Origin of the sequence: Bowmanella yangjiangensis, assembly GCF_017255015.1 — a bacterium.
Classification (GTDB): Bacteria; Pseudomonadota; Gammaproteobacteria; order Enterobacterales; family Alteromonadaceae; genus Bowmanella; species Bowmanella yangjiangensis.
Genome location: NZ_JAFKCS010000009.1, coordinates 21139 through 44915, shown reverse-complemented (window position 1 = coordinate 44915; position 23777 = coordinate 21139). Strand labels below are relative to the sequence as shown.

21 protein-coding genes are annotated in these 23777 nt (G+C 47.0%); 13 read left to right on the top strand and 8 right to left on the bottom strand.

The genetic code is table 11. The annotated features are described in order from the left end of the window. Positions 1-11: 11 nt before the first annotated feature. Together J0A65_RS10845 and J0A65_RS10840 are read right to left on the bottom strand one after the other, a co-directional pair. Complete coding sequence (locus tag J0A65_RS10845) at positions 12-854, bottom strand: XrtA system polysaccharide deacetylase (protein ID WP_206594203.1); 843 nt, start codon at positions 852-854, stop codon at positions 12-14. After that, on the bottom strand, positions 855-2267 hold the full coding sequence (locus J0A65_RS10840) for a TIGR03013 family XrtA/PEP-CTERM system glycosyltransferase (protein ID WP_206594202.1): 1413 nt from the start codon (positions 2265-2267) through the stop codon (positions 855-857). 173 nt (positions 2268-2440) lie between these two features. Here J0A65_RS10840 and J0A65_RS10835 point away from each other — a divergent pair, with 173 nt between their 5' ends. Genes J0A65_RS10835 through J0A65_RS10820 form a run of 4 tightly spaced genes read left to right on the top strand, consistent with a single transcriptional unit; the run spans position 2441 to position 7189 of the window. Then, positions 2441-3070: an XrtA/PEP-CTERM system exopolysaccharide export protein gene (locus J0A65_RS10835; RefSeq protein ID WP_206594201.1), complete on the top strand. Its 630-nt coding sequence runs from the start codon at positions 2441-2443 to the stop codon at positions 3068-3070. 23 nt (positions 3071-3093) lie between these two features. Beyond that, positions 3094-4698, top strand: a complete 1605-nt coding sequence (locus tag J0A65_RS10830; RefSeq protein ID WP_206594200.1) for an XrtA system polysaccharide chain length determinant — start codon at positions 3094-3096, stop codon at positions 4696-4698. Next, positions 4695-5606, top strand: coding sequence for an XrtA-associated tyrosine autokinase (locus tag J0A65_RS10825; RefSeq protein WP_206594199.1), 912 nt, complete (start codon positions 4695-4697; stop codon positions 5604-5606). The genes J0A65_RS10830 and J0A65_RS10825 overlap by 4 nt, the downstream gene beginning before the upstream one ends. Beyond that, the gene (locus J0A65_RS10820; RefSeq protein ID WP_206594198.1) at positions 5603-7189 is read left to right on the top strand and encodes a porin family protein; all 1587 of its coding nucleotides are present in this window, start codon (positions 5603-5605) and stop codon (positions 7187-7189) included. The genes J0A65_RS10825 and J0A65_RS10820 overlap by 4 nt, the downstream gene beginning before the upstream one ends. Before the next feature lie 307 nt (positions 7190-7496). On the opposite strand, the gene J0A65_RS10815 is transcribed toward J0A65_RS10820, so the two are convergent. Next, on the bottom strand, positions 7497-8537 hold the full coding sequence (locus tag J0A65_RS10815) for an XrtA/PEP-CTERM system-associated ATPase (protein WP_206594197.1): 1041 nt from the start codon (positions 8535-8537) through the stop codon (positions 7497-7499). 225 nt (positions 8538-8762) lie between these two features. After that, the gene (gene hldE, locus J0A65_RS10810; protein ID WP_206594196.1) at positions 8763-10181 is read right to left on the bottom strand and encodes a bifunctional D-glycero-beta-D-manno-heptose-7-phosphate kinase/D-glycero-beta-D-manno-heptose 1-phosphate adenylyltransferase HldE; all 1419 of its coding nucleotides are present in this window, start codon (positions 10179-10181) and stop codon (positions 8763-8765) included. Between the two features lie 165 nt (positions 10182-10346). Between hldE and lpxL the strand changes: the two genes are divergently transcribed. Beyond that, positions 10347-11267, top strand: coding sequence for an LpxL/LpxP family Kdo(2)-lipid IV(A) lauroyl/palmitoleoyl acyltransferase (lpxL, locus tag J0A65_RS10805; RefSeq protein ID WP_332874330.1), 921 nt, complete (start codon positions 10347-10349; stop codon positions 11265-11267). Between the two features lie 29 nt (positions 11268-11296). Continuing rightward, positions 11297-11953 carry a TcpQ domain-containing protein gene (locus tag J0A65_RS10800; protein ID WP_206594195.1) on the top strand — a complete coding sequence of 219 codons (657 nt, stop codon included), beginning with the start codon at positions 11297-11299 and terminating at the stop codon, positions 11951-11953. 12 nt (positions 11954-11965) lie between these two features. On the opposite strand, the gene glnE is transcribed toward J0A65_RS10800, so the two are convergent. Beyond that, complete coding sequence (gene glnE / locus J0A65_RS10795) at positions 11966-14806, bottom strand: bifunctional [glutamate--ammonia ligase]-adenylyl-L-tyrosine phosphorylase/[glutamate--ammonia-ligase] adenylyltransferase (RefSeq protein ID WP_206594194.1); 2841 nt, start codon at positions 14804-14806, stop codon at positions 11966-11968. A gap of 290 nt (positions 14807-15096) precedes the next feature. Here glnE and J0A65_RS10790 point away from each other — a divergent pair, with 290 nt between their 5' ends. Together J0A65_RS10790 and J0A65_RS10785 are read left to right on the top strand one after the other, a co-directional pair. Beyond that, positions 15097-15999: a DUF350 domain-containing protein gene (locus tag J0A65_RS10790; protein WP_206594193.1), complete on the top strand. Its 903-nt coding sequence runs from the start codon at positions 15097-15099 to the stop codon at positions 15997-15999. Beyond that, positions 15999-16784, top strand: coding sequence for a potassium channel family protein (locus J0A65_RS10785; protein ID WP_206594192.1), 786 nt, complete (start codon positions 15999-16001; stop codon positions 16782-16784). The genes J0A65_RS10790 and J0A65_RS10785 overlap by 1 nt, the downstream gene beginning before the upstream one ends. Positions 16785-17073: 289 nt before the next feature. Here the strand turns inward: J0A65_RS10785 and J0A65_RS10780 are convergent, their stop codons facing one another. Beyond that, complete coding sequence (locus J0A65_RS10780; protein WP_206594191.1) at positions 17074-17382, bottom strand: GIY-YIG nuclease family protein; 309 nt, start codon at positions 17380-17382, stop codon at positions 17074-17076. A gap of 102 nt (positions 17383-17484) precedes the next feature. Here J0A65_RS10780 and trhA point away from each other — a divergent pair, with 102 nt between their 5' ends. After that, positions 17485-18132 carry a PAQR family membrane homeostasis protein TrhA gene (gene trhA, locus J0A65_RS10775; protein ID WP_206594190.1) on the top strand — a complete coding sequence of 216 codons (648 nt, stop codon included), beginning with the start codon at positions 17485-17487 and terminating at the stop codon, positions 18130-18132. An 11-nt stretch (positions 18133-18143) separates the two neighbouring features. Here the strand turns inward: trhA and J0A65_RS10770 are convergent, their stop codons facing one another. Beyond that, complete coding sequence (locus J0A65_RS10770) at positions 18144-18401, bottom strand: DUF3081 domain-containing protein (RefSeq protein WP_206594189.1); 258 nt, start codon at positions 18399-18401, stop codon at positions 18144-18146. A 100-nt stretch (positions 18402-18501) separates the two neighbouring features. On the opposite strand from J0A65_RS10770, the gene J0A65_RS10765 reads away from it, so the two are divergent. Continuing rightward, the gene (locus tag J0A65_RS10765; RefSeq protein WP_232849880.1) at positions 18502-20037 is read left to right on the top strand and encodes a cryptochrome/photolyase family protein; all 1536 of its coding nucleotides are present in this window, start codon (positions 18502-18504) and stop codon (positions 20035-20037) included. Between the two features lie 19 nt (positions 20038-20056). On the opposite strand, the gene J0A65_RS10760 is transcribed toward J0A65_RS10765, so the two are convergent. Next, positions 20057-20659 (bottom strand): outer membrane beta-barrel protein, encoded by a 603-nt coding sequence (locus tag J0A65_RS10760; RefSeq protein WP_206594188.1) that lies wholly within the window; start codon positions 20657-20659, stop codon positions 20057-20059. Positions 20660-20818: 159 nt separating this feature from the next. Between J0A65_RS10760 and J0A65_RS10755 the strand changes: the two genes are divergently transcribed. The 3 genes from J0A65_RS10755 (at position 20819) to J0A65_RS10745 (ending at position 23727) form a co-directional block, all read left to right on the top strand. After that, positions 20819-20998 carry a hypothetical protein gene (locus J0A65_RS10755; RefSeq protein WP_206594187.1) on the top strand — a complete coding sequence of 60 codons (180 nt, stop codon included), beginning with the start codon at positions 20819-20821 and terminating at the stop codon, positions 20996-20998. Positions 20999-21206: 208 nt separating this feature from the next. Further along, positions 21207-23180 (top strand): BCCT family transporter, encoded by a 1974-nt coding sequence (locus tag J0A65_RS10750; RefSeq protein WP_206594186.1) that lies wholly within the window; start codon positions 21207-21209, stop codon positions 23178-23180. Between the two features lie 52 nt (positions 23181-23232). Further along, positions 23233-23727 (top strand): MarR family winged helix-turn-helix transcriptional regulator, encoded by a 495-nt coding sequence (locus J0A65_RS10745; protein WP_206594185.1) that lies wholly within the window; start codon positions 23233-23235, stop codon positions 23725-23727. Positions 23728-23777: the final 50 nt, after the last annotated feature.

Genomic DNA, 23777 nt, shown 5'->3' with positions numbered 1-23777 from the left:
ACCAATAACGATTAACTTATCCCGTATACATCTTTCATGGTCGACCAGCTAAAGTCCTCTAACAACTTTTCCAGCTTCGATTCGGTGTGCTTCAAGTTGACATAATGACGGAACCTAGACTTTGCGGATGCATTCTTCAGCCGAGGTTGTTCTGCATCGATCTCCCAGGGATGAAAATAAAAGGAATAAGGTTGGCGTTCCTTATCTAAATACTTTTGTACCAGTTTACGAGTTAAGCCATAGGGATAAAGCCTAAAATACCCACCACCACCAATAGGCACCTGCTTTCCCATTACCTTTAAGGTTGGTATCGGTATCTCGATAATATTCTCCTTACGTAGGTAAGCAAAACGAGGCCAATCTGGCGTACCATAAAGATCATGTTTCACAGGATAGGTACTGGAGCTGTATCGGAATCCTAATTCTGCTAACACTTCAAACGCCCATTCATTGGAATAACCAATTGAGAAACTCGGGGCTCGGTAGCCGGTTATGGCCTCTCCAAGTAAGTCCTGTAAGTGATCCCGAGATCGCAGCACATCGGCCTTAAACTCTTCGGGAGTTTGCTCATAAGCACGGCGATGAGAATAACCGTGGCTGGCAATTTCATGTCCTTGTGCATGAATGTCTTTAATCAGCTCAGGGTAGCGCTCCGCCACCCACCCCAAAATGAAGAATGTCGACTTCACACCATGTCGGGCAAACACATCCAACAAACGGCGAGTATTGGCATCGACTCTAGGTTGATAATCATCCCAATCCGAAGGCTTGATAATTTTGTCAAATGCAGAAACGTGGAAAAAGTCCTCCACATCGACTGTCATGGCATTCAAACAAGTATGCAGATCTCTCATTTAACGACCCTTTCCAAACAGCACCACTTCAACAGTCCGGATAAGGATCAAAATGTCCAGCAGTAAGCTTTGATGCTTTACGTAGTACAAATCAAACTTCAGTTTTTCCATGGAGTCTTCAACACTTGCCCCATAAGGGTAATTGAGCTGCGCCCAACCGGCTAATCCAGGCTTCACATTGTGACGCTGATTGTAATAAGGAATTTGCTTAATCAATTGTTCAACAAATTCAGGACGCTCAGGGCGAGGACCGATAAAACTCATTTCGCCCTTTAATACGTTCCACAACTGGGGCAGTTCATCTATGCGGTACTTTCGAATAAAGTTACCAATTCGGGTTACCCGGCTATCACCTTGTGTTGCCCACTTGGCGCCATCCTTTTCTGCATCGGGGCGCATACTGCGAAATTTTATAATTTTGAACAGCTTTCCATTCAGACCAACACGTTCTTGTTTATAGAAGACCGATGCACCTGTTCGGAAGCCATCTTCCACATATATCAATAGTGCTGTCAGCAACATAAATGGCCAAGTAAATAGCAGTACCAGCAAAGCCAAAAAAGCATTGATACCGTAATCCAGCATATCTCGCAGATAGTTCTGACTTGAAAAACCGTTTGAATAAATAACCCAGCTCGGATATATCAAATTAACCACAATCTGCCCGGTTTCACGTTCCATAAAGTCGAGGATATCAACAACTTCAATTCCTCGAATTCGACAATCGAATAAAATCTCTATGGGCAAGGTTCCGCGGCGTTGATCACAGGCAATCACCACTTCTTCAATATCATTTTCCTGTAAAAAATCCCGGAAATTTTCATCTACTTTTACATGAATCAATTTTTCGGCCTGAATACCACTGCTGCGATCATCGCCAGGAATAGGAATAAAACCAAGTAAGTCAAAACCAATTCGATCAACTTCCCTGCGCATACGTTTTTCAATAATGGAAGCGCGCTCTCCCGCCCCAAGAACAATCAGTCTGACTTTGCCCAACCCCAACAAACCAAGTCGGTTGGAAAAATAACGAAATAAAACCAAAGCCAGAATCACCAATCCAGAAGCGGTAGGTAAGTAATAAGGGTGTAAGGCGAGCTTGATTAAAAATGTACTGGTAATCAATTCCATTACAAAATAGCTGAGCGCTACACACACAAAGATTCGTCGGATAATGCCACGAAAGGTCTCGCGCAACTTTGGTTCGTACAACCCAACAGACAATGCTGAAACTAATACCAGAAAGGTAAAAAGTATCACATTGAAAGCCAATTGGTTAGCCGATGGAGGAGGTGTGTGGGAAACTTGCAAAATCAATGTATTAGCGATATAGGCAAGATAAGCAATCAGCGCGCCTTCCAATAAAACCAGTATATTTGAGCGTTTAGATTGACGCCGGTTGGCAGCCTTCACAGATTAAGTCCTTTACTATTAAAATTATTAGTTCAAAAAGTCAGGCTAAAAAAAGTATTAGGGATAGACTAACTTATTTTGTCATAGCATTATATTGCAACATGTTAATGCGAAAACAGATAGTTTTGCCAGACTTAAGTCTACGAAGTCCATAAGTAAGGAATATGACTAACATGAACGCCATCAGAGCCACTCAGCTAGCCTTGATCATTTCTGTCTCGGCATGGATTTCTGCCTGTAGCGTGCAAACGTTGCCGCCAGCTACAACTCATGCCTCGTTAACCACGTCCACTGATAATTACAATTATCTGATTGGTCCCGGCGATAACCTACAAATTTTCGTCTGGCGTAACCCCGAAATTTCAGGCTCCTTTATTGTGCGCCCGGACGGGAAAATCACTACGTCGCTGGTAGAGGATGTTGAGGTTTCAGGTAAAACCCCAACCGCCTTGGCTCGGGATATGGAGAATGTGCTGTCCAAGTACATCCGCGATCCTATTGTCACAGTTAGCGTGACCGGCTTCTCAAGCCCGTTCAGCGAACAGGTGCGAGTAATAGGTGAAGCAACCAACCCACAAGCTATCAGCTATAAAGAAAACATGACGCTGTTGGATTTGATGATTGCTGTGGGCGGGCTTACCGAGTTTGCAGCAGGTGACAGTGCGAAACTGATCCGAGTCGTAGATGGCAAGCAAATGGAGTACTCTGTTTATCTTGATTCACTGGTAAAATCAGGTGATATCTCCGAAAACGTGGATTTGCTTCCAGGCGATATCCTGATTATTCCCGAGGCCTGGTTCTAAACCTCCCCAAAGCAGTAGAAAGTATGATTGGATTTCAACAGGTTATTGACCAGATCCAGACCTATCTCAAAGGGATTTGGATAAAGAAGCGTTATGTCATCATTTCATCCTGGCTTATTTGCCCAATCGGATGGCTGTATGTCATATCGCTTCCCGATACTTATCAATCGTCAGCGAGAGTGTTCGTTGATACAAACAGTCTTCTTCGTCCTCTGTTAAGAGGGCTGGCTGTCTATAATAATCCGGAGCAGCAAGTCAATTTAGTTGCCCGCACTTTACTCAGCCGCCCCAATCTGGAAAAGATTGCTCGTGAGGCTGACCTGGATATCTCGGCTAAGACAAGTGCTGAATTTGAAGAGATGATTGCAAAGCTGCGCGGAGATATCAGTCTGAGCAGCACAAAAGACGCGAATATCTATACCATTAGTTACACCTCAAATACGCCCGCCTTGGCTCAGCGTATCGTGCAGATCACGTTAAACGAGTTTATCGAGTCCAATCTTGGTAGCACACGCCAAAGCAGTGATTCAGCTGAAGAGTTCTTGGACAGACAGATAAATGAATATGAGCAGCGTCTGATGGACTCAGAGCAACGCTTGGCGGAATTCAAACGTTCCAGGCAACAGGTCTTGCCAGGCGGAAACAGCGACTATTATGCTCAGTTACAAAACGAGAGAGCATTGCTGGAACAAGCTAAGTTGAGGATGAAAGAGCTCGAATCGCAGCTATCTTCCGCGCTCGCTCAGCTTCAAGGCGAGGAGCCTGTGTTTGGTTTAGTTACTCCTGAGCTATCTGGTAACAGCGGTATATCGACCCAGTATGATGCGCGCATATCCAATTTAGAGAGTAACTTGGATGATTTATTGATTCGCTATACCGAAGAACATCCAGATGTCATCAAGACAAAAGCCTTGCTTGACCGACTTAAAGAAGATCGTAGAGCACAGTTAGAAAGTATGAGTGAAGCAGCCCAGAACTCAGGTACTTACAGCCAATTTGGTAACCTCAACCAAAATCCAGTGTATCAGCAAATGAAGATCAGCGTGGCAAATCTGGAAAGTGAGATTGCCTCGATTAAGGTCAGGGTTGAAAACTATCAAACCAATGTTCAGACTTTGGAAGAGAAAATAAATCTGATCCCTGAGCTGGAAGCTGAACTGACGGGTCTTAACCGAGACTATGGTATCACCAAATCTAAATACGAAGAGTTGCTGCAACGTCGTGAATCAGCACAGTTGTCCAGAAAAGCGGAGGCAACCTCTGATGATGTGCAATTTAGAGTGATAGATCCTCCCCTGCTCCCTACCAAACCTTCCGGCCCGGCCAGAATTATATTCTATTCGTTGGTACTGATTGTGGGTTTTGGTTCGGGATTAGGTATTGCGTTCCTGGTCAGCCAAATCAACCCTGTGGTGGTAAACTACAAGCAGTTGATTGAACACTTTAAAACTCCGGTTTTAGGCTTAGTGTCTCATCGTAATGCTGAAAAATTGAACCAACAGAACAGACAACGCCTGATTATTTTTGCTATGTCGTCGTCAGTGTTAGTGTTTGGTTTTGTGCTACTGGTTTGGATTGAAGCCGTATATGGCGGGTTCCCCAAACAACTGTTTGGAGGACTGCTATGAGCACAATAGAAAAGGCATTACAGCGCCAAAAAGCGGAGCAAGCAAAGCAGGCCGAAGCTACGCAAGCGCAGCAGACAACAGCGGTTGAATCAGCGCAGACAGGAGTCGATTCTCAGGGCATTGCCTCTTCTGCACCGCGCGAAACTTCTGTTCAAGCTGATGACAGCAAGGACATCATTGTACTCGAATTGGATAAGGAAGCCTTCGTCTCCGGTTCATCGACACGAACCAAAATCAATGAAGAATTCCGAACCATCAAACGCAAAGTGTTGAACAACGCTTTTGGCCCTCTGGCCAAAACATTGAATAATCCCAATATTATAATGGTCACCAGTTCGAACCCGAACGAAGGTAAGACCTACAACGCCATAAACCTGGCGCTCAGTATTGCACTGGAGCAGGATAAAACCGTGCTTTTGGTGGATGCAGATGTACTACGCCCTAATGTGATGCGTACCCTTAATCAAAAGATGCCAAATGGTTTGATGGAGTATTTGCTGGGCGAAGTAAGCGATGTTTCAGAGGTGATATATCACACCAATATAGATACGTTGCGGATAATTCCCGCAGGCAAAACACATCATCTTTCAACAGAGCTATTGGCCAGTGAGAAAATGCTGGAAACCGTTCAGGAATTTGCCACCCGCTATCCTGACCGAGTAGTGATCTTTGATACTCCTCCCATGCTAGGTGTCAACGAAACCGCCATTCTGGCCAACCTTGCAGGGCAAGCCATAATTGTTGTTGAAGAAGGCCGCACTAAGCTGACCGATATACAAACTGCCATAGAAGCGCTGAATCCGGATATGGCCAAAGGTTTCATCGTGAATAAAGCCCAGCGCTCAAAACGAGACGACTACGGCTACGGTTACTATTACTCAACTGGCTCCAAGGAGAAGGATGCATGAAGCGTGTCAGCGTAGCTTGTGCCATAGCACTGCAACCTTTTATGGTGCAAAGCGGCGAGCTTACGTTTACGCCAGTGGTTGACGTTTCTACACTCACTTATGAGACAGAACACACCAATACGCAAAATAAAACGCACAACAATGCGTTGCTATTAAAGCCTTCTCTGGCAACTACATATAAAAGCCAACTATTAAAAGCTGCTTTGCGGGTCGAAAATACAACCGTAAGGCAGAGTAAAGACAGCGCAACGTTGGACAAAGAATTTACCGATTATAATTTCAACTCCAGGATGGGGCTTTGGGATCAACGTATCCAGTTTACCGTGCAAAGCAATCGCTCTCACCGGGCATTGTTTTCTGGCGATAGCGGTGTCACGGATCCCATATTAAATGCCGAGGAGTTGAGCACTGTACAGAGCAATAACGCCTCCTTTTCGTTCTCTCCGAAGCGACCTTCTTACCTTGGTTTCAGTCTATTTGCGCGAGCAGGGGAGTCACGCAGCCAAAGTAGTCCAAATGCCAACAGTGTGTTCAACGATATAGACAGCGAAACATACAGTGGCACAGCCAGACTTTATCAAGGCAGGGAGTTCAAGTCCGTTTATTGGGATATCAGTAATAGCTATCAGAAAACTAAGCGAAAAGGACAAAACGACATCACCAGTGAGAGTATCGCTGGTAAAGTTGGAGTGGGATTATTCTCTGATCTGCATTTAGTCGTTGTCGGCTCAGATTATCAAAATGAAGGACTCTCTGGCGGCGTAAGCGATCAAAGCTTAAGTTCTACCAGTTATGGGGGCGGCTTAGAGTGGCGCAGAGACTCAGGACGTTTTATCGGAATTACCTATAACAAATTTAAGCACGAAGACAGGGAAAGCAATTACGTTGGTTTTGATATCAACTGGCCTCTTAGCACCAGAAGTGCTGTCCAAGCCAGTTATGATAAACGCTTTTTCGGTGATAACTACAATTTTAGCCTGACCCATAACAGTCGCTCTTGGCGGACACGCATGGGTTATGACAAAGGCTTGACCAGTTACTCACGTCTGCAACTGGTACCAGGGCAGCCGGTCGTGCTTATTTGCCCTCAAGGCAACGCACAAGTTACCGATTGCTACATCCCAGACTCTCCAAGCTATGAGCCGGATATTGATGAAGTCAGAATCATCATTCCAACAGTAGAAGGTGAGTTAACTGATGAAGTCATTGTACGAGAGTCTGCATTCATAAACTTGGGCTATGACAAGCGAAAAGTTTCAATCTATCTGAATTATAACTACGGTAATATTGAATATTTGGAGTCAAATAGTGCGCAACGTACCCGCTCAGCTCAGTTGTCACTGACCTATAAAATGGGGCCAAGAACACGGTTGAATTTGCAAGGCAACTATTCAAGAAGTGATGCTTTGACAGGACTGTCTTACGACCAGCAAGTACGCAGTTATAAGTTATCTTTAGCAAGAGATCTGAATAAGCAAGCCGACGTTACATTAGCACTACGTTATCTTGACCGAGACGCAGGTGACAGTGACCGCTCCTTGCAGGATACGCGTTTATCCTTAGATTACAGCTATAAGTTTTGAGATTCATAGCACTGCTACCAGATAAATAAAACAGCCATCATCAACAGGCCTATAAGGAGTAATTCATGACGATATTTATCATGATAATAGGCCTGTCGTCTGGAGCGCTTTCTCAAATTGAAATCCGTCTCTAGCATGCCGGTTTCCTTTTGCTTATCCGCATTCTCCAGAATTCTATTTTGACTGGCTACTAACAAAAAAACTAAGTCATGCACAACATTTAGTATGCTATTTCAACTTATATGTTGCGCTTTGTAGATTAGCTCGATTTCACTGCTGACTGAGCCGGTATAGGAGAATACAAGCCTTACTCTTCATCCGACTTCAGACGAACATAGGTCTTATATTTCTTTTTCAACAGTTTATCTATGTACCTTGTCAGCTTTACCTTTTGATTAATGGCGTCATCCAGCGCGTCCGTTAGTTCCTTGAGCATATCTTTGTAGTACTGAATATCTTTTGGCCTTTGCCCCTCTTGCTGTGGGCTGTCAGTATCCCTGATTGGGCTGGCATCAACAACGGGCGCAGGTGGCTGAATAAACATTTCATCGGCCACTTCATTTACCACAGCTTCCACCGCTTCCTCGTTGAGCTCCTGTAATTCTTCCAGGAATCCATAGAGTAAAATACGATCGGTCAAGGTATTGATCTTACGCGGCACGCCTTGCGTGAACTCGAATATCTTCTGATAAGCACCGTCGGTAAACAGCGCACCGCCACGCCAACCGGCATGCTGCAGACGAAACTCTATGTAGCGGCGAACATCAGAGTCGGTCAGTGGTGACAAATGACATGAGGCAACGATCCGCTGCCTGAATTGCTCCATATTGGGCGCACGCAATATCGGCTGAAGCTCTTCCTGACCAAGTAAAAAGCTCTGCAGCAATGGTTTACCTTTCGCCTGGAAGTTGGACAACATACGCAATTCTTCAATGGTCTCAAGAGGCAGATTCTGAGCCTCATCCACCAGCAACAGTGCGCGTTTGCCCTGATGATTCAAGTCGAACAGGAATTTTTCCAGATCCTTAAGAATATCGGCTTTGGTTTTACCATCAGTATTTAGCTCAAATTTACTGGCCACCATTTTAACCAGCTCATCCGGCGACAATTTAGGGGTAACAATTTGCGCTGCGAAAATGTCTTTTTGAATTTCATTCAACAAGCTATTGGCTATTGTCGTTTTCCCGGTGCCAATACCGCCGGTAATCACAATAAAGCCTTCGGCCTGAGCTAGCCCATATTCCAGATAGGAAAGTGCTCTTTTGTGCCATTTACTGGCAAAGAAGAAACTAGGATCGGGAGTCAGTTGAAATGGTTTTGCATTAAGTCCGTAAAAGCTTTCGTACATTAAAAAACTCGCTTGTCTGAAAACAAGTCACTTCCCAGCGACGCAATGACTTAATGCTAAGGCCTGGTCTCAAAACAAGCAATCAATATACGCAATTTCCAGGCTGAACCTCAGACTCATGTCAGAACAAATTAGGTTCGAACCACCAAGGACTTAATTGGCCCGTAAAACGGGCCTGAAGCATTTTCAGTAAATAAAGGGAGAATAAGCACACTATTCGGTATGCTAGACACCGGTAATCTTTTTAATAATGCCGGTAGTGGACACGCCATCTTCAAAATTCAGAACCTTAACCTCTCCCCCATTGGCGAGTACCTCTTTGGCACCGGCAATCTGCTCCACCTGGTAATCTCCGCCTTTTACCAAAACATCAGGCAGGATTTCACTGATGACCCGCTGAGGAGTGTCTTCACTAAACGCAAATACCCAGTCAACTGAGGCCAGTCCAGCAAGCACCGACATACGCCGGTCTACCAAATTGACAGGTCGCCCTTCACCTTTTAAACGACGTACTGATTCATCATCGTTGACCGCCACAATCAGGCGCTCCCCCAACTGTGCAGCATTCTCAAGATAAGAAACGTGCCCGGCATGCAAAATGTCAAAGCAGCCATTGGTCATGACCACTTTTTCACCACGCAATCGCGCAGCTTCCACAGCCATTTTTATCTGTTGTTCGGTCATCACACCGCGCCCGGCATGCTGCTCCATGCCCACCGTCATGGCCAGCTCTGAAACGCTAACGGTAGACGTTCCTAATTTGCCCACCACAATTCCTGCCGCGGCATTAGCCAACACGCTGGCATCAACCCAACTGCTGCCCGCCGCAACTGAAGCAGCCAAGGTGGCAATCACAGTATCACCAGCGCCCGTCACGTCGTAAACTTCTTTTGCTTTGGCGGGCAAGTGCAATTCACGCTGCCCAGGAGATATGAGTGTCATACCATGCTCAGAGCGGGTCACAAGTAGGGCGTCCAGTTGCAGTTCGGTCACCAGTTCCTGCGCTTTCTCCACCAGCACCGTCTCATCCGAGCAATCCCCAACAATCTGTTGGAATTCACTCATATTGGGAGTCAACAGACTCGCTCCCAAATATTTGCCAAAATCACTGCCTTTGGGATCGACCACCACGGGTTTGTTATTCTGCCGGGCCAGCGCAATAAGTCCCGGAGCATCGCTTAAACAGCCTTTGTCATAGTCCGACAACAGCAACAGATCATGCTCTGCGAGCAGCTTGGCAACCTTGCTCTGCAAAGCAGTCTTATCTACCTTTGCAAAGCTCTGTTCAAAATCCAGTCGAATAAGCTGCTGATTGCGGCTGAGGACACGCAGCTTAGTGATAGTGTCCATTCCCCGCACCGCTTCAAATTGGCAATCGATATCCATACATGACAACTTACGTTGTAGTATGGCTGCTGCCTCGTCATTCCCTGTCATCCCTACTAACGTCACCTTTGCACCCAAGGCTGCCAGGTTTAGTGCGACGTTTGCTGCGCCGCCTGGACGCTCTTCATTCTGACCAATCCTTACCACAGGTACCGGTGCTTCTGGAGAAATCCGGGCGGTGGAACCAGACCAATAGCGATCCAGCATAATATCGCCTACCACCAATACCTTGGCCTTGGAAAAATCAGGAATATTCATCACGTTACATCCGCTTTAGTCACTGCTGTGAATTGTATCACAAGGTAGTAGCGCTGCGATTGCATAAGCAACGACATTTACCTTGAATATCAATGTGTGGCGGTCAGATGTCAGCCACGCACAAATTAGGCTAGAATGCGCCAAACATTTTTCATTAGGTAGACCGTGCAGGTAAAAGCTCCCCGTTTTCAACTGGCATTTTTTCATCCCCGGTATTGGCTGACCTGGCTAAGTATCGCTGTGTTGTATGTGATTTCCTGGCTTCCCTATAAAGTACAAATTTTAATGGGTAAAGCGGTGGGACATCTGCTTTTCAAAGCGCTTAAGTCCAGACGCAAGGTGGCAGAGCGCAATTTGCAATTAGCTTTTCCTGATATGGACAACAACGCGCGTCAAACTTTGCTGAAAGCGAATCTGGCTTCAGCGGGTATCGCCCTGTTTGAAACTGGCATGGGCTGGTGGTGGCCAGACTGGCGGGTTAAGCCCATGGGTAAGGTAATAGGATATGAGCATGTGCAAGCCATTCTGGACAAAGGCAAGGGGGTAATGGGCTTAGCCATTCATAACATGAATCTGGAATTCAGTTGCCGTGTTATGGGGCTGGTTCACCCATCCGTAGTATTTTATCGTAAGCATAACAACCCTTTGATGGAGTACATGCAATACCATGGCCGTGCCCGTTCAAACCGGTATATGATTCATAAGCGTGGCATCAGCGAAATGTTCAAGGCACTCAACGGTGGCGAACTGTGCCTGTATTTCCCCGATCAGGATTACGGGCCTAAGCGCTGCGAATACGTACCCTTATTTGCAGTAAAAGACGCCGCGACAACAACAGGCACCTTGTTATTCGCAGGCCAGTCTAATTGCGAAACGGTGTTTATTGTTCCGATTCGTACCCCAGATGGATATGAGGTTAGAATTTTTCCCGGTCTTGAAGATTTTCCGTCAGGTGACGATAAAGAGGATGTGGCAAGGGTGAATCGCAAGATAGAAGAGTTGGTGATGATGGCACCGGAACAATATCTGTGGATGCACAAGCGCTATAAAACCCGTCCACCAGAAAATCCTGAGTCTTTATATTAAAGGTTACCAACAACGAACGTTGTAGATTTATGAGTAAAAAGCCTTTCTCTTCCAGCATGTTCTGGGCCAGACAACTCGGCCTGGCGGCTGCACTCATCATCATTGCTGTGGTGGTCATCCAACTGCAAAAACACCAAAAAAATGAGCCAATACCACAAGGTCAAACGGTTAAGAAAGATCCAGCAAAAGGTTTATCAAGCTTCTATGCTGAATACCGCACTTCTTCAGGAGAGCCTAATCCTGAAGAGCAAAGCGACTTTGTTATGCCCCTGTCCGAGCAGGACACACCGTTGAACGATCGCTTGCAGGCCATGGAAAGCGTTCAGAAACCCGCATCTGGCCGCTGGGTAGGCGAACACAAATACCGCACCTTCAAAGCTGGCGGTACGTTACGGGAAATCATCAGCAACTATGCACAAAGCGAAGGTATGCAGGTGATATGGGAGCTGAATCAGGATTTTGTAGTGAAGAACAATTTCCAGGTCGATGACACTGTGGTGGGCACATTGAATAAAATTGCCCGTGCCGTAGACAGTAACTTCTCCGGCACGGTAGAAGGTTTTTTTTGTCCTAAACAGCGCACCCTGGTGATAACGGATAAACCCACAGACTACCTGCGCCAGTTTTGTACCCCGACCGATGCAGCTATCAGCGCAGAAGCAGAACGCGCCACATCAATGAAATAACCGCAAGCCAAATTAACCTAAGGTTTGCTGCCATATCAGTCTGACCTGCTCACGCAACTCATCGAATCTGCCGCTCTCATCTACGGCAGGCTGCCCATCCAACACGTAACGGTGTCCGGCATCCCGATAAGCCAGATAAGCCTCGGTCAGCGAGCGGGCCCATTGTTCACTAATCACCCCATGCGCCTGCAAACTCTCGAGTATTCGGACATTATCAGACCAGAAGCACAGCGCATTATGCTGATGACTTTCACTTAGCACCCAGTACTGGGTCAGAAACTCGATATCGGCGATACCACCGCTCCCCTGCTTAAGATCGAATCCTTGACCCGCTTGCAGATGTTCACGCATTTTCTCCCGCATCTGTCGAACGTCATCGGCTAGCTTGGGTTTATCCCGTGGTTGGCAAATAACCTGTTTACGAATACGCTGGAAACGCGCGGCCAGCATCTCATCACCAAATACAAAACGACTTCTGCATAAGGCTTGATGCTCCCAGGTCCAGGCTTCTTGTAGTTGATATTCAGCAAAGCCATTAATGTGGCAAACTAACAAGCCAGAATTTCCGGCAGGACGTAATCTTAGGTCCGTTTCGTACAGCTGACCCGATGCCGTTTTGGTGTTAAACAAATGCATAATACGTTGGGCCAGTTTAATGTAGAACTGACGAGACTCGATGGGCTTACCACCGACAGTGTCTTGTTGACTGTCACAATCATGCACGAATACCAAATCCAAATCCGAGCCATACCCCAGTTCAATCCCCCCCAACTTGCCATAGGCAATCACACCAAAACCCAGTTGCGGTGCAACTACGCCGTCGGGCTGGCCATATCTTTCCGTCATTTGCTGCCAGGCGTCCAATACCACTTGTTTAATCAACGCTTCGGCCAGGAAGGTTAAGTGATCACTCACTTTCATAAGGGGTAGGACACCTGTTACATCTGCTGCGGCAATCTTAAGTTGTTGACTCAACTTAAACTGGCGCATCGCCTCCATTCTCGCTTCAAGATCCTGTTCAGGAATGCGTAGCAGAAATTGGCGTAACTCACTGTAGTAACCATCCAGCGGCGCTAGCTGATACAAATGCTGAGGGTTTAATAGTTCATCTAACAGGATGGGGAAGCGACCGATCTGTTCGGCAATCCAAGGGCTGGCACTGCATAAACGAACCAGTTGCGCCAAGGCACCAGGATTCTCCAGTAACAGATCCAAATAAGCAGTGCGACGACAGACGGCCTTAAGCACCCCGAATAAACGTGCCAACACCATGCTGGGGCTGGGGTTGTCCTTCAAACAAGCACAAAGCACTAACGGCATAAGTTTGTCCAGTGACTCACGGCCCCGGGTCCCCATGGCCCGATTACGCATCTCTTGGGCAAAGCCACTGAGGGTATGCCAAAATTCACCAGCGCGCTGTTCATCCAGAAATTTAGCCAATAACCCTAAGGCTTCCTCATCTGTTAAGGGTAAGCACCAGAGATCGCTAAGCTCGTTAACTTCCTCACTGGGTTCTTGCTCGCTCTCATCACCAATCAACTCCATAAACTGACCATGAATGGTCTGCATATGCATTTCTAATGCTTGGTAAAAAGCAGCATAGTCATCATAGCCCATGGCGATATGCAGGCGCTGGCGACCAATATCGTCTGCCGGCAGGGTCTGTGTTTGCTCATCATTGAATTGCTGTAAATGATGCTCAGCCTTGCGTAAAAATCGATAACTCTGCCCTAATGCATCAGCATCCTCTACACTCAACCAAGCCCGCGCTTTTAATTCATTCAGCACGGCAAATAAGCCAGGATGTTGCAAGGCCGCTTCCCGGCCTCCGCGGATAAGCTGGAAAGCCTGCACGATAAACTCCACTTCGCGTATACCACCGCCACCCAGCTTGATATTGTCGGTTAACTGCCGACGACGCACTTCCTGACTGATCAGGCGCTTCATGTTACGCAGGGCTTCAATCGCGGAGAAGTCCATATAACGACGAAACACAAATGGACGCAGAATCCCTTTGAGCTCATCGGCAAAAGGAGCAACAGGATTGATGATGCGCGCCTTAACCATGGCATAGCGCTCCCATTCGCGGCCCTGCTCCTGATAGTAGTCTTCGAACGCAGAGAAATGCATCACCAGTGGACCGCTCTCTCCAAATGGCCGCAAACGCATATCGACCCGGAAAACCTGGCCGTCTGCCGTGACCTGATTCAAGGCCGTAATCAGCTTCTGTCCAACCTTGACAAAAAACTGCTGATTTTCGAGCGTTCGTCGCCCACCTTCGGTTTCACCCAGTTCTGGGTAACAGAAAATCAGGTCGATATCGGATGAAAAATTCAGCTCTTCCCCACCTAGCTTGCCCATTCCCAGCACAAGCAGAGGCTGCGCCACGCCATCACTCATTGGTGTACCGTAACGCTCAGCCAACTGTTGATAACACCAGTGACAAGCTTGCTCTATTAAAGCATTGGCAAGCTTTGAAACCTGTACAAGTGAGTCGTCAATGCTTTGGCCATGAGTAAAATCCAGCCAGGCCAGACGCACCATGTGTCGACGCCTGAAAAAGCGTAATACTCTGTGCATCTGGTTTTCATCCGTGACTGTACTTAGCGCCTCCTCCAGCAAGCCAGCATAGTCGGGCATCTGTGGCGATATTCCGCCATCGAGTAATAGGTAACGCAGTATTTCCACATCCTGTAAGCAGCTTCGCGCCACAAAGTCACTCATGGAAAACACCGGTACGGCGCACTCTTCCATCGCAGCCAGCCATTCAGCCTGAGGGTGTAACTCCAGTAGTCTCTGCCAATGCTTATGACCAATTGAAAGCAGTGAGGGAGATAAATCTGTCATGCGCATATGACTGTCCTTATGAAATCTGGAGAAAGCTGCGGTGTTGGATAGACATGATTGCCGGATTGTATGGGTGCCAACTAAGGCCTTAAACATGGTTAATCACTATACATCGACAGTAATTAGGGTGCGGCCCTGAAGTGCAGAACAATCTAAGGCCTCCCACCGATGAAGCCACATGGCCATTCCAAGACACAAATCCACCGTTAAACCACATCAATTGCCGCTCAGCTCTTGCGGTTGGCAGTTAAACTACTGAATAATTAAGGCCTTAGCAAAATAAACTTTAGTCGCTGATGAAAACCGATCTGATGGCACTGCCCATCACCCCTCAGGCCTTACTGTATATAGGTCTGGATGTTGCCATTGCCCTAGTGTTGTTAATTATGATGCGCTGGGTATTTGGTTTGTGGACACGAGTTGATGGTACCGATCAATTGTCAGGCAAGGACAATTTTGCCTTTGGCATCAGTGTTGCCTCCAGCCTGATGGCGCTGTCTATCGTGTTATGGAGCGCGGCAGAAAGAGCCTCGTCAGACGATTACCTGGCCCAGTCCATACAAATGCTGGTATATGGCGTTGTCGGTATTTTGCTTATCAAAGTAGGCCGATTTGCCCATGACAGACTGGTGCTGGACAGGTTGGATAAGCGTGAGCAGATCCTCAATCGTAACGTCAGTATTGCCTTAGTGGACGGCGCCAGCGCCATTGCCGTGGCCATCATGTTGCGCAGTGTTTTACTCTGGACCCAAGGCTTTGACATACATAGCGGCATTGCACTACTCAGCGGCTTTGTCGTGTCTCTAACGGTCATGTTGATCATTACCCGCTTGATGGAGCGGCGTTTTGCACAGGACAACCAGAATGACTCAATGCAGGATGTATTGGTCGGGGGACAAGTGGCTTTGGCTATTCAGCACGGTGGTTTGCTACTGGGTACGGCCTTTTCGGTGAGCGCCGCCAGCCAGCTTTTGGAGTACCATCCAACAGCCTACGTCAGCAATCTATTGAGCTGGCTACTCCTGGCAATGTTGTTTACCCTGTTGACTATCACATTAGCCTGGGTAGCTAAACGTTTAGTGCTACCCGGAATCAATATGGTAAGAGAAGTAGACCATCAACATAATGTCGGCCTGGCCAGTGTGGAAATGGCCCTGACCATAGGCATGGCATTACTCTTGTTAGGATTGGTGTCCTGATGGCCAAAAGCAATAAACTCGGTGCTTTTGATATCGGTATGATGGTGTTGTCGCTGGTGGCAGTGATCAATATCTGCGTGCTGATTTTAGCGGATCTGCCCAAAGATGTGCGCAGCTACCTGCTATTTATGGACACCTTGATTTGCTTTCTGTTTCTTATCCACTTCAGCTACCACATATTGGTTGCCCATGACCGCATTGCCTACTTTAAGTCACACTGGATAGATTTTGTTGCCAGTATCCCGTTAATCGAACCCTTCCGACTTGCGCGCTTTCTGCAAGTTCTGCGGGTGGTGAGGTTGCTCAAACAAACCCGGCATCTGGCATTACCATCTTTAAAAGACCGGATCCAAACCACCCTGGCAACCATGATGGTCACCCTGGTTATCTTAATAGGTGCAGCAGGGTTATCTATCTATCTGATCGAACACGACTTACCCGGCGCCAACATAACCACCGCTGAAGATGCCATTTGGTGGAGTTTAGTCACTATCTCCACCGTTGGTTACGGCGATTTTTACCCTATATCCACCGCGGGCAGGCTGGTTAGTGTCCTGTTGATTATCAGTGGCGTTAGCTTATTTGGGGTGATTTCAGGCTATATCGCCTCTTTTTTCATTACCCCCGAAGAAAAAGATCAACTTGCGGTGCAGAATCGTCGTATTCACCGTATCCACGATCAGGTTGAGCATCTTCAGGAACAAATAGATCATATTCAGCAAATGCTGGTGAAGTTAACCACAGATAAGCAGCAAGACAAAGCTCCTCCAAACCAAGATAAATAATCTAGAGCGTGTTGACCTTTTGAGTATAGATTTTGTTCAAATCCAGCCCCTTCTGGTCACGACGCCGGGCTGCAGGCCTAGTGGGCCTAAGTCAAAGCCCGGCAACACCGAGCAGGAGGGGTTGGGTTGAACCCTTCGGGCAGCGCTTGTAGGCCCTTTCTACGGCGTTATTACTCACTCATGTAGAATAACTACACAATGTTCGCTCTGCCTTGTATAAAGGGCCTACAAACTGCTGCAAAATCTATACTCAAAAGGTCAACTCGCTCTAACCGGCATCCTTCACTATTCACTCCCCAGGCAGGCTGAGTTGCCCGTTAACAAATCGGCGTTTTTCAGCCTTTGTTAATTGTTTCAACTGATATTCCATCTGACTGGCCTGACGACGACTCTCCATGGGCTGACAGTAGCGCATGACCAAAGGCCCTTTTCCCCGCAATGCCTTTGCCGTCTTTTTACCACTGGCCTGGTGCTCTGCGAAACGCCGCTCAGGGTCAGTGGTAATTCCGGTGTACCAATGGCCCAGGCGGTTTTCGACTATATACAAGTACCAAATGGATGCTGTTTCTGAATTAATCTTGGTAAGGGGATCTGTCATGCTCAAGCCTGCATTTATTAGTTGCGCTGCCTTTCACCTTTTCAGTGTACAAGTGTTCGCTGAATACCTATACTGCCTATACTGAGTAACACCGAATGCCGAATGGAACATCCCTTGTCTTCATCACGTCCGTATAGCGCCGCAGAAGAATGGTTGAATGCGCTGAGCCATGGTATTGGCTTTGTTGTTGCCGTGGTAGGTTTAATTCTACTATTGATGCGCAGCGAATCCAGTTTAGCCATTGCCGCGTCCAGTATTTACGGTACGTCACTGCTGCTGATGTTTCTAACTTCGACAGTTTACCACGCGGTGACCCATCAAAAGGTAAAGGGTTGGCTTAAACTCTTTGACCATAGTGCAATATATTTATTGATAGCGGGTACTTACACGCCATTTATGTTGGTTAGCGTAGGGGGCTGGACTGGTACACTGGGAACATCCTTGATTTGGTCCATTGCGCTGGCAGGTGTAGCCTTTAAATGGCTGGCTAAACATCGCTTTCCTCGCCTGTCCCTGACTCTGTACTTATTTATGGGCTGGCTGTCCCTCGCTTTTATTTACCCGCTCTACCAAGCCTTACCCGGAGCGGGTATGTGGCTTTTGGTGGCAGGCGGGTTGTGCTTCAGTATTGGTGTAATATTTTACGTGGCTAAGCGTTATCAGTTTACCCATGCCATCTGGCACCTGTTTGTCGTCGCGGGATGCACCTGCCACTATTTATCCATTTACTATTTTGTGATGCCCGCCTAAAGCCTATAAACCTAATAATTTGCGTGGATATGCTGTAGCTTTTTCTCGAATTGTTCGACCTGCTCGGCTTTTTCATATTGAAAATGATATTGGTTGTGAAAACCAAAGCTAAGCAGCACTGAAGCATCCTGCAAAAACAGCGTGTAACCATCAAAATCCGTATAGGCTCTCACGCCTTCCAAAATATGCCCCTCTTGGTCTTCTTTCCCATGGGTTTTAATCTTTTCAAACACGCTGAGAATAAAACGGCTGTCTAATTCGTTTTTCATGACTTTCCCCTGTTACGCAAAAAAGACGCGCTAATGATGATCCTATTAGCGCCACGCTACGAATATTAAACCTGATACAAGTTATGAGTAAATTATCCCAATGTTGCCAACACTGCTGCTGTTACTTGGCGATCAGCTAGATATCAATCATCCTGCACTTCAGCAACTGGATAAAGCTAATGACCATATCCTAATGGCCGAACTTGTTGAAGAAGCCAGTTATGTACCCCACAACAAGCTTAAGATTGCCTTGATTTTCTCGGCTATGCGTCACTTTGCCAGCAAGCTGAAAGAACAGGGATTTTGTGTACATTATTATGACTATTTGCAAACCAAAGACCGTTGGCCAGACTTTTCCGCCCTACTCCACCACCAACTGCGCCAGCAACACTACAAGGCACTTTGGCTAATTGAACCCGGTGAGCACAGGTTGCAACACCAGTTCAATACCTGGCAGCAATCACTCCCCCTGCCGGTCAGGGAGTTTGCCAGTCACAATTTCATCTTCTCCAGGCAACAAATGCTTAGCTGGTTTAGCAGTCACAAACAGCCGAGGATGGAACACTACTATCAATGGGCTCGTCAACAAACCGGCTTACTGATGAGCAATAGGCGTCCGGAAGGAGGCAAATATAATTTCGATAAACAAAACCGTAAGCCCTGGGCCCAGGAGTTGGACATTCCCCCTAGCCATTCAACGCCATTGACCAGCATTACACAACAAGTTGTGGACTTAATAGAAAGAGAATTTCCACAGAACCCGGGAGTGTTACAACACTTTAATTTCGCTGTTACCCGAGAGCAGGCACTCAGTGCACTGAAGGACTTTATTCGCACCAAGCTGGATCAATTTGGCGATTATCAGGATGCCCTTGCGGATAACCAACCACACCTTTTCCATAGTATTTTATCTCCTTACATTAATATTGGGTTACTCAGCCCCATGGAAGTCTGTCAAGGAGTCGAGCAGGCTTATAAGCAAGGTCAAATTCCCCTTAACGCTGCAGAGGGATTTATCCGACAGGTGCTTGGGTGGCGGGAGTATGTGCGAGGACTGTATTGGTACAAGGGGGCGGAGTACGCCGACTTAAATCATTTCAACGCTAGGCAGCCACTTCCCCAATGGTTTTGGCATGGCAAAGTACAAATGCGCTGTTTACAGCAGGCAATTGACCAGTCTTTGCATCAGGCTTACGCGCATCATATTCAACGTTTGATGGTAATCGGCAATTTCAGTTTGCTAGCGGGGCTGGATGTTAAAGCAATATGTGAGTGGTATCTGGCGGTGTACATAGATGCGTTTGAATGGGTTGAACTACCTAACACCCTGGGAATGGCACTGTATGCAGATGGCGGCTTTCTGGCCAGTAAACCCTATGCTGCCAGCGGCAACTATCTGAATAAAATGGGCAATCACTGCCAGTTTTGCCCCTACTCGCCTAAACTCAGCACGGGGCCAAAAGCCTGTCCTTACAATGCGTTATACTGGCACTTTATCGATATGCACCAACAAGCCTTTAGCAAAAATCCCAGGATGAGCCTGATGGTAAGCCAATGGCAGAAAAAAACCGCCATTGAGCAAACCGTCATCAGAGAATGGGCGGAAAAATTACTGGCGAATCTAGAAAACTTGTAAACACCAGCCACGCTAAGCTTTAGAAGTTATAGCGAAGTCCGATCTGGCCAATATTGGCTTCAAAGCCATCTTTTCCGCGTACATGTTGCGCTTCAATGCGCACATCCCATGCATCAGCAACCTTAAAGTCAAATCCCAGGCCAACCACACCAGCTGCGATGGTTTCATCATAGCTGCAACGGACAGCATCACCACCATCAAGACTGTAGGTACTGCCCTCGCCTTCCTCACAAGACTGGCTACTACCAATAAAAGCCTGTGATTCGAGCTTTACACTCATTACACCAACCCGGTAAAACAGCGTCCCCGCCTGTGAAGATGCTTTACCCAATAATGCCAGATACAACGCATCGGCTTTCAGGCTGCTGCTATCTTCTGAGCCAAGATTGGAAAGTGCCGGCGCGTCGCCGTCCTCATCAATCAACTGCTGAAAGCCACCTTCAACGAACCACTGCTTATCCAGCTCGTAGCCCATTGCAAAACTGTAGCCGATGCCTTTATCACCGGCCTGACCTTGGCTGGCATCAGCATAACCGGCACTAAACAGGCCGTACATGCCGCCATTGGCCATTACGGTTTGGCTGGTCAGTAAACAAAGTGCTGCCAATATTGTCTTTTTCATCTGTTGTGTCCTTGCTGTAATCCGGCTTAGTCTAGCCGCCTAACCCACAGAGTTTCCAGTGAAATTCTGTAAAACACTCTTCTTTGCCCACTGTAACAAAATTGACATAACCATGTTGCTGGGTACAATTTTGCCACCAGTCCTTCACCCTCCAGCCCCATGCCCAACAAAGACAAGAAGAAGAAAAAGAAGGACAGCCAACTTTTGATTCGTATCGACAAAGAGATGCGTAACACCTTTATTGAACTATGCGAAAACCACAACAGCACTGCAGCAAGGGAGTTGCGCAGCTTTATTCAAAGCTATATTGAACAACACCAAGCCGCTGATAAACAGTAAGTTTTGCAGATTCAAACGCCGCCTTTTTTACGGGATGGAAAACAGTCCGCTCGCCATCAGAAAAAATTTGCCCTCAAATAAAGACCAGCACTTACGCAATAGTATTCATGGCTACCTTTCAGGCAGAAAGCATACTGGCAATCAACCTTTATCTGAGAAAGAATAAAAAATATAATTTGTTCTCAAACTAATTAACACCGAGTATTTAGTGACAGACGATAACCTCCCAGCCCGCCTTAACCCTCCGGTTTTTTACTCAGCCACTCTGTTGATTACTCTCCTGCTAAGTTACACGGCGTTACTCCCCCAGCAAGCCGATGAGTTATTTGTTGGCTTACAAAAACTTATCGTCACCAATGCTAGTTGGTTTTACGTATTAGTGGTGGCCATTATTCTCGTCACCACTGTGTATTTAGGTGCATCTCGCTATGGTGAGATTCGCTTGGGGCCCGATCATGCCAAGCCCGATTACTCCAGGCTAACCTGGTTATCTATGCTGTTTTCTGCCGGCATGGGTATTGGTCTGATGTTTTTTGGCGTGGCGGAGCCCGTTATGCATTATTTATCGCCTCCTGTTGCCGAACCAAATTCGGTAGAGGCAGTACGAGAAGCAATGAAACTCACCTTCTTTCACTGGGGTCTGCATGCCTGGGCTATTTACGCCATAGTGGCCTTGATCATGGCCTTTTTCAGCTACCGACACGGCTTACCACTGACTTTACGCTCCGCCCTGTACCCTTTAATAGGTGAACGTATTTATGGCCCGCTTGGTCATGCTGTGGATGTATTTGCCGTGATCGGTACCGTGTTTGGTGTAGCTACATCACTGGGCTTTGGGGTATTGCAGGTCAACACCGGGCTGAATTACTTATTCGGTGTTCCTGTTGGCGACAGCACTCAGGTCATCCTGATTATCGGGGTAACTCTGCTGGCGGTCGTATCCGTGGTAACAGGATTAGATAAAGGCATACGACGCTTATCTGAACTGAATATGCTATTGGCCGCAGCGCTGTTATTGTTTGTATTGTTGCTGGGACCCACAGTATTTCTACTACAAGCTTTTGTGCAAAATACCGGCGCTTATTTGTCTGATATTGTCAGAAACACTTTTAATCTGTTTGCCTATCAAAAAACCGACTGGCTGGGAGGTTGGACCATTTTCTACTGGGGTTGGTGGATTGCTTGGGCCCCTTTTGTTGGGTTGTTTATCGCACGTATTTCCCGAGGGCGCACCATTCGTGAGTTTGTCATGGGAGTACTGCTAATCCCCTCAGGCTTTACCCTCATGTGGATGACGTTTTTCGGCAATTCCGCCATTGAAATGATCTACGTTCAGGGCATCACAGAATTGGCAGATATGGTTAACAAAGACGTTTCCATCGCCTTATTTGCGTTCTTATCCCATTTCCCTTTTTCATCTGTGCTGTCCGTCATTGCCACCTTGATGGTTATTGTATTTTTTGTCACCTCTGCCGACTCAGGCTCCTTGGTCGTGGACATGCTCTGCTCTCATGGGCGTAACGATACGCCTTTGTGGCAACGAGTATATTGGGCTGGTGGAGAAGGTTTAGTAGCCATAATTCTGCTACTCGCCGGGGGATTGGGGGCACTGCAAACTATGACTATTGTCAGTGCCTTGCCTTTCTCTATCGTATTGTTAATTGCCATACTCGGGCTGTTAAAGGCGCTGCGTGTTGATGTGTATAAGCGAGAAAGTCTCGCGTTATCCTTAGCACCCACTGTTGTGAATGCCTCAAACAGCGGCTGGCAGGAAAGACTGCACAATATCGTCGACTATCCCAGTCGGGAGGGGGTCAACCGTTTTATCCAGCAGGTAGTAAAACCAGCTATGGACGACGTGGCCCAAGAGCTTAACAGCCAACAAATTGAAGCCAGAGTGGAAAGTGACGAGCAATCAGCAGTTGTGCTTCGTGTTAGCCATGGCAATGAAATGGACTTTACCTATGCCGTTTTACCCAGGGGGCATTTACAACCGCAGTTTGTCAGGCAAGAAGCCCCCTTTTTGGAAATGGAAGAAGATAAAAAGTATTATCGAGCCGAAGTGCACCTATCCGAAGGTGGACAGGATTACTGCATCATGGGCTGGTCCAAACACGCCGTGATTAGCGACATTATCGACCAATATCAGAAACATATGCATTTTTTGCATATGCTGAGATAATGCTGAGCTAGCAAGCATACTGACATGAATGCATGGCGATTAGAGAGGTCGAATGGAAAAACATGATGAACTATTGGTTGCCTTGCGTAAGGTTATTCGTGCCATCGACCTTCATTCCAAAAAGCTTGAGCGGGAGGTTGGTTTAACCGGCCCGCAACTTCTGGTAATGCGAGCCATTACACGCTTTGATGGCGCCATGGTTAAAGAAATCGCAGATGATACCAATCTAAGCCCTGCGACTATCACCAGCATTCTTGACCGTCTGCAAAGCCGCGAGCTCATCATTCGTCAGCGCTCAACTGAGGACAAACGAAAAGTCGGCGTATACCTTACCGAAAATGGCACTAAAGCGCTGAAATCCGCCCCAAAGATGCTTCAGGAACATTTCATCCGTCGCTTTGACGATCTCAAAGACTGGGAGCAAAGCCTGCTGGTCTCATCCATGCAGCGTCTGGCCAACATGATGGATGCTGAGCAGATTGACGCCTCTCCGCTGCTGGAAATTGGCTTGGTTAATCATCCAGGAGCGCCCTCTAATAACCAATAATTAGCCTATTTATCGCATCAGGGATTGCAATCGCAGGCTGAAATTATTCA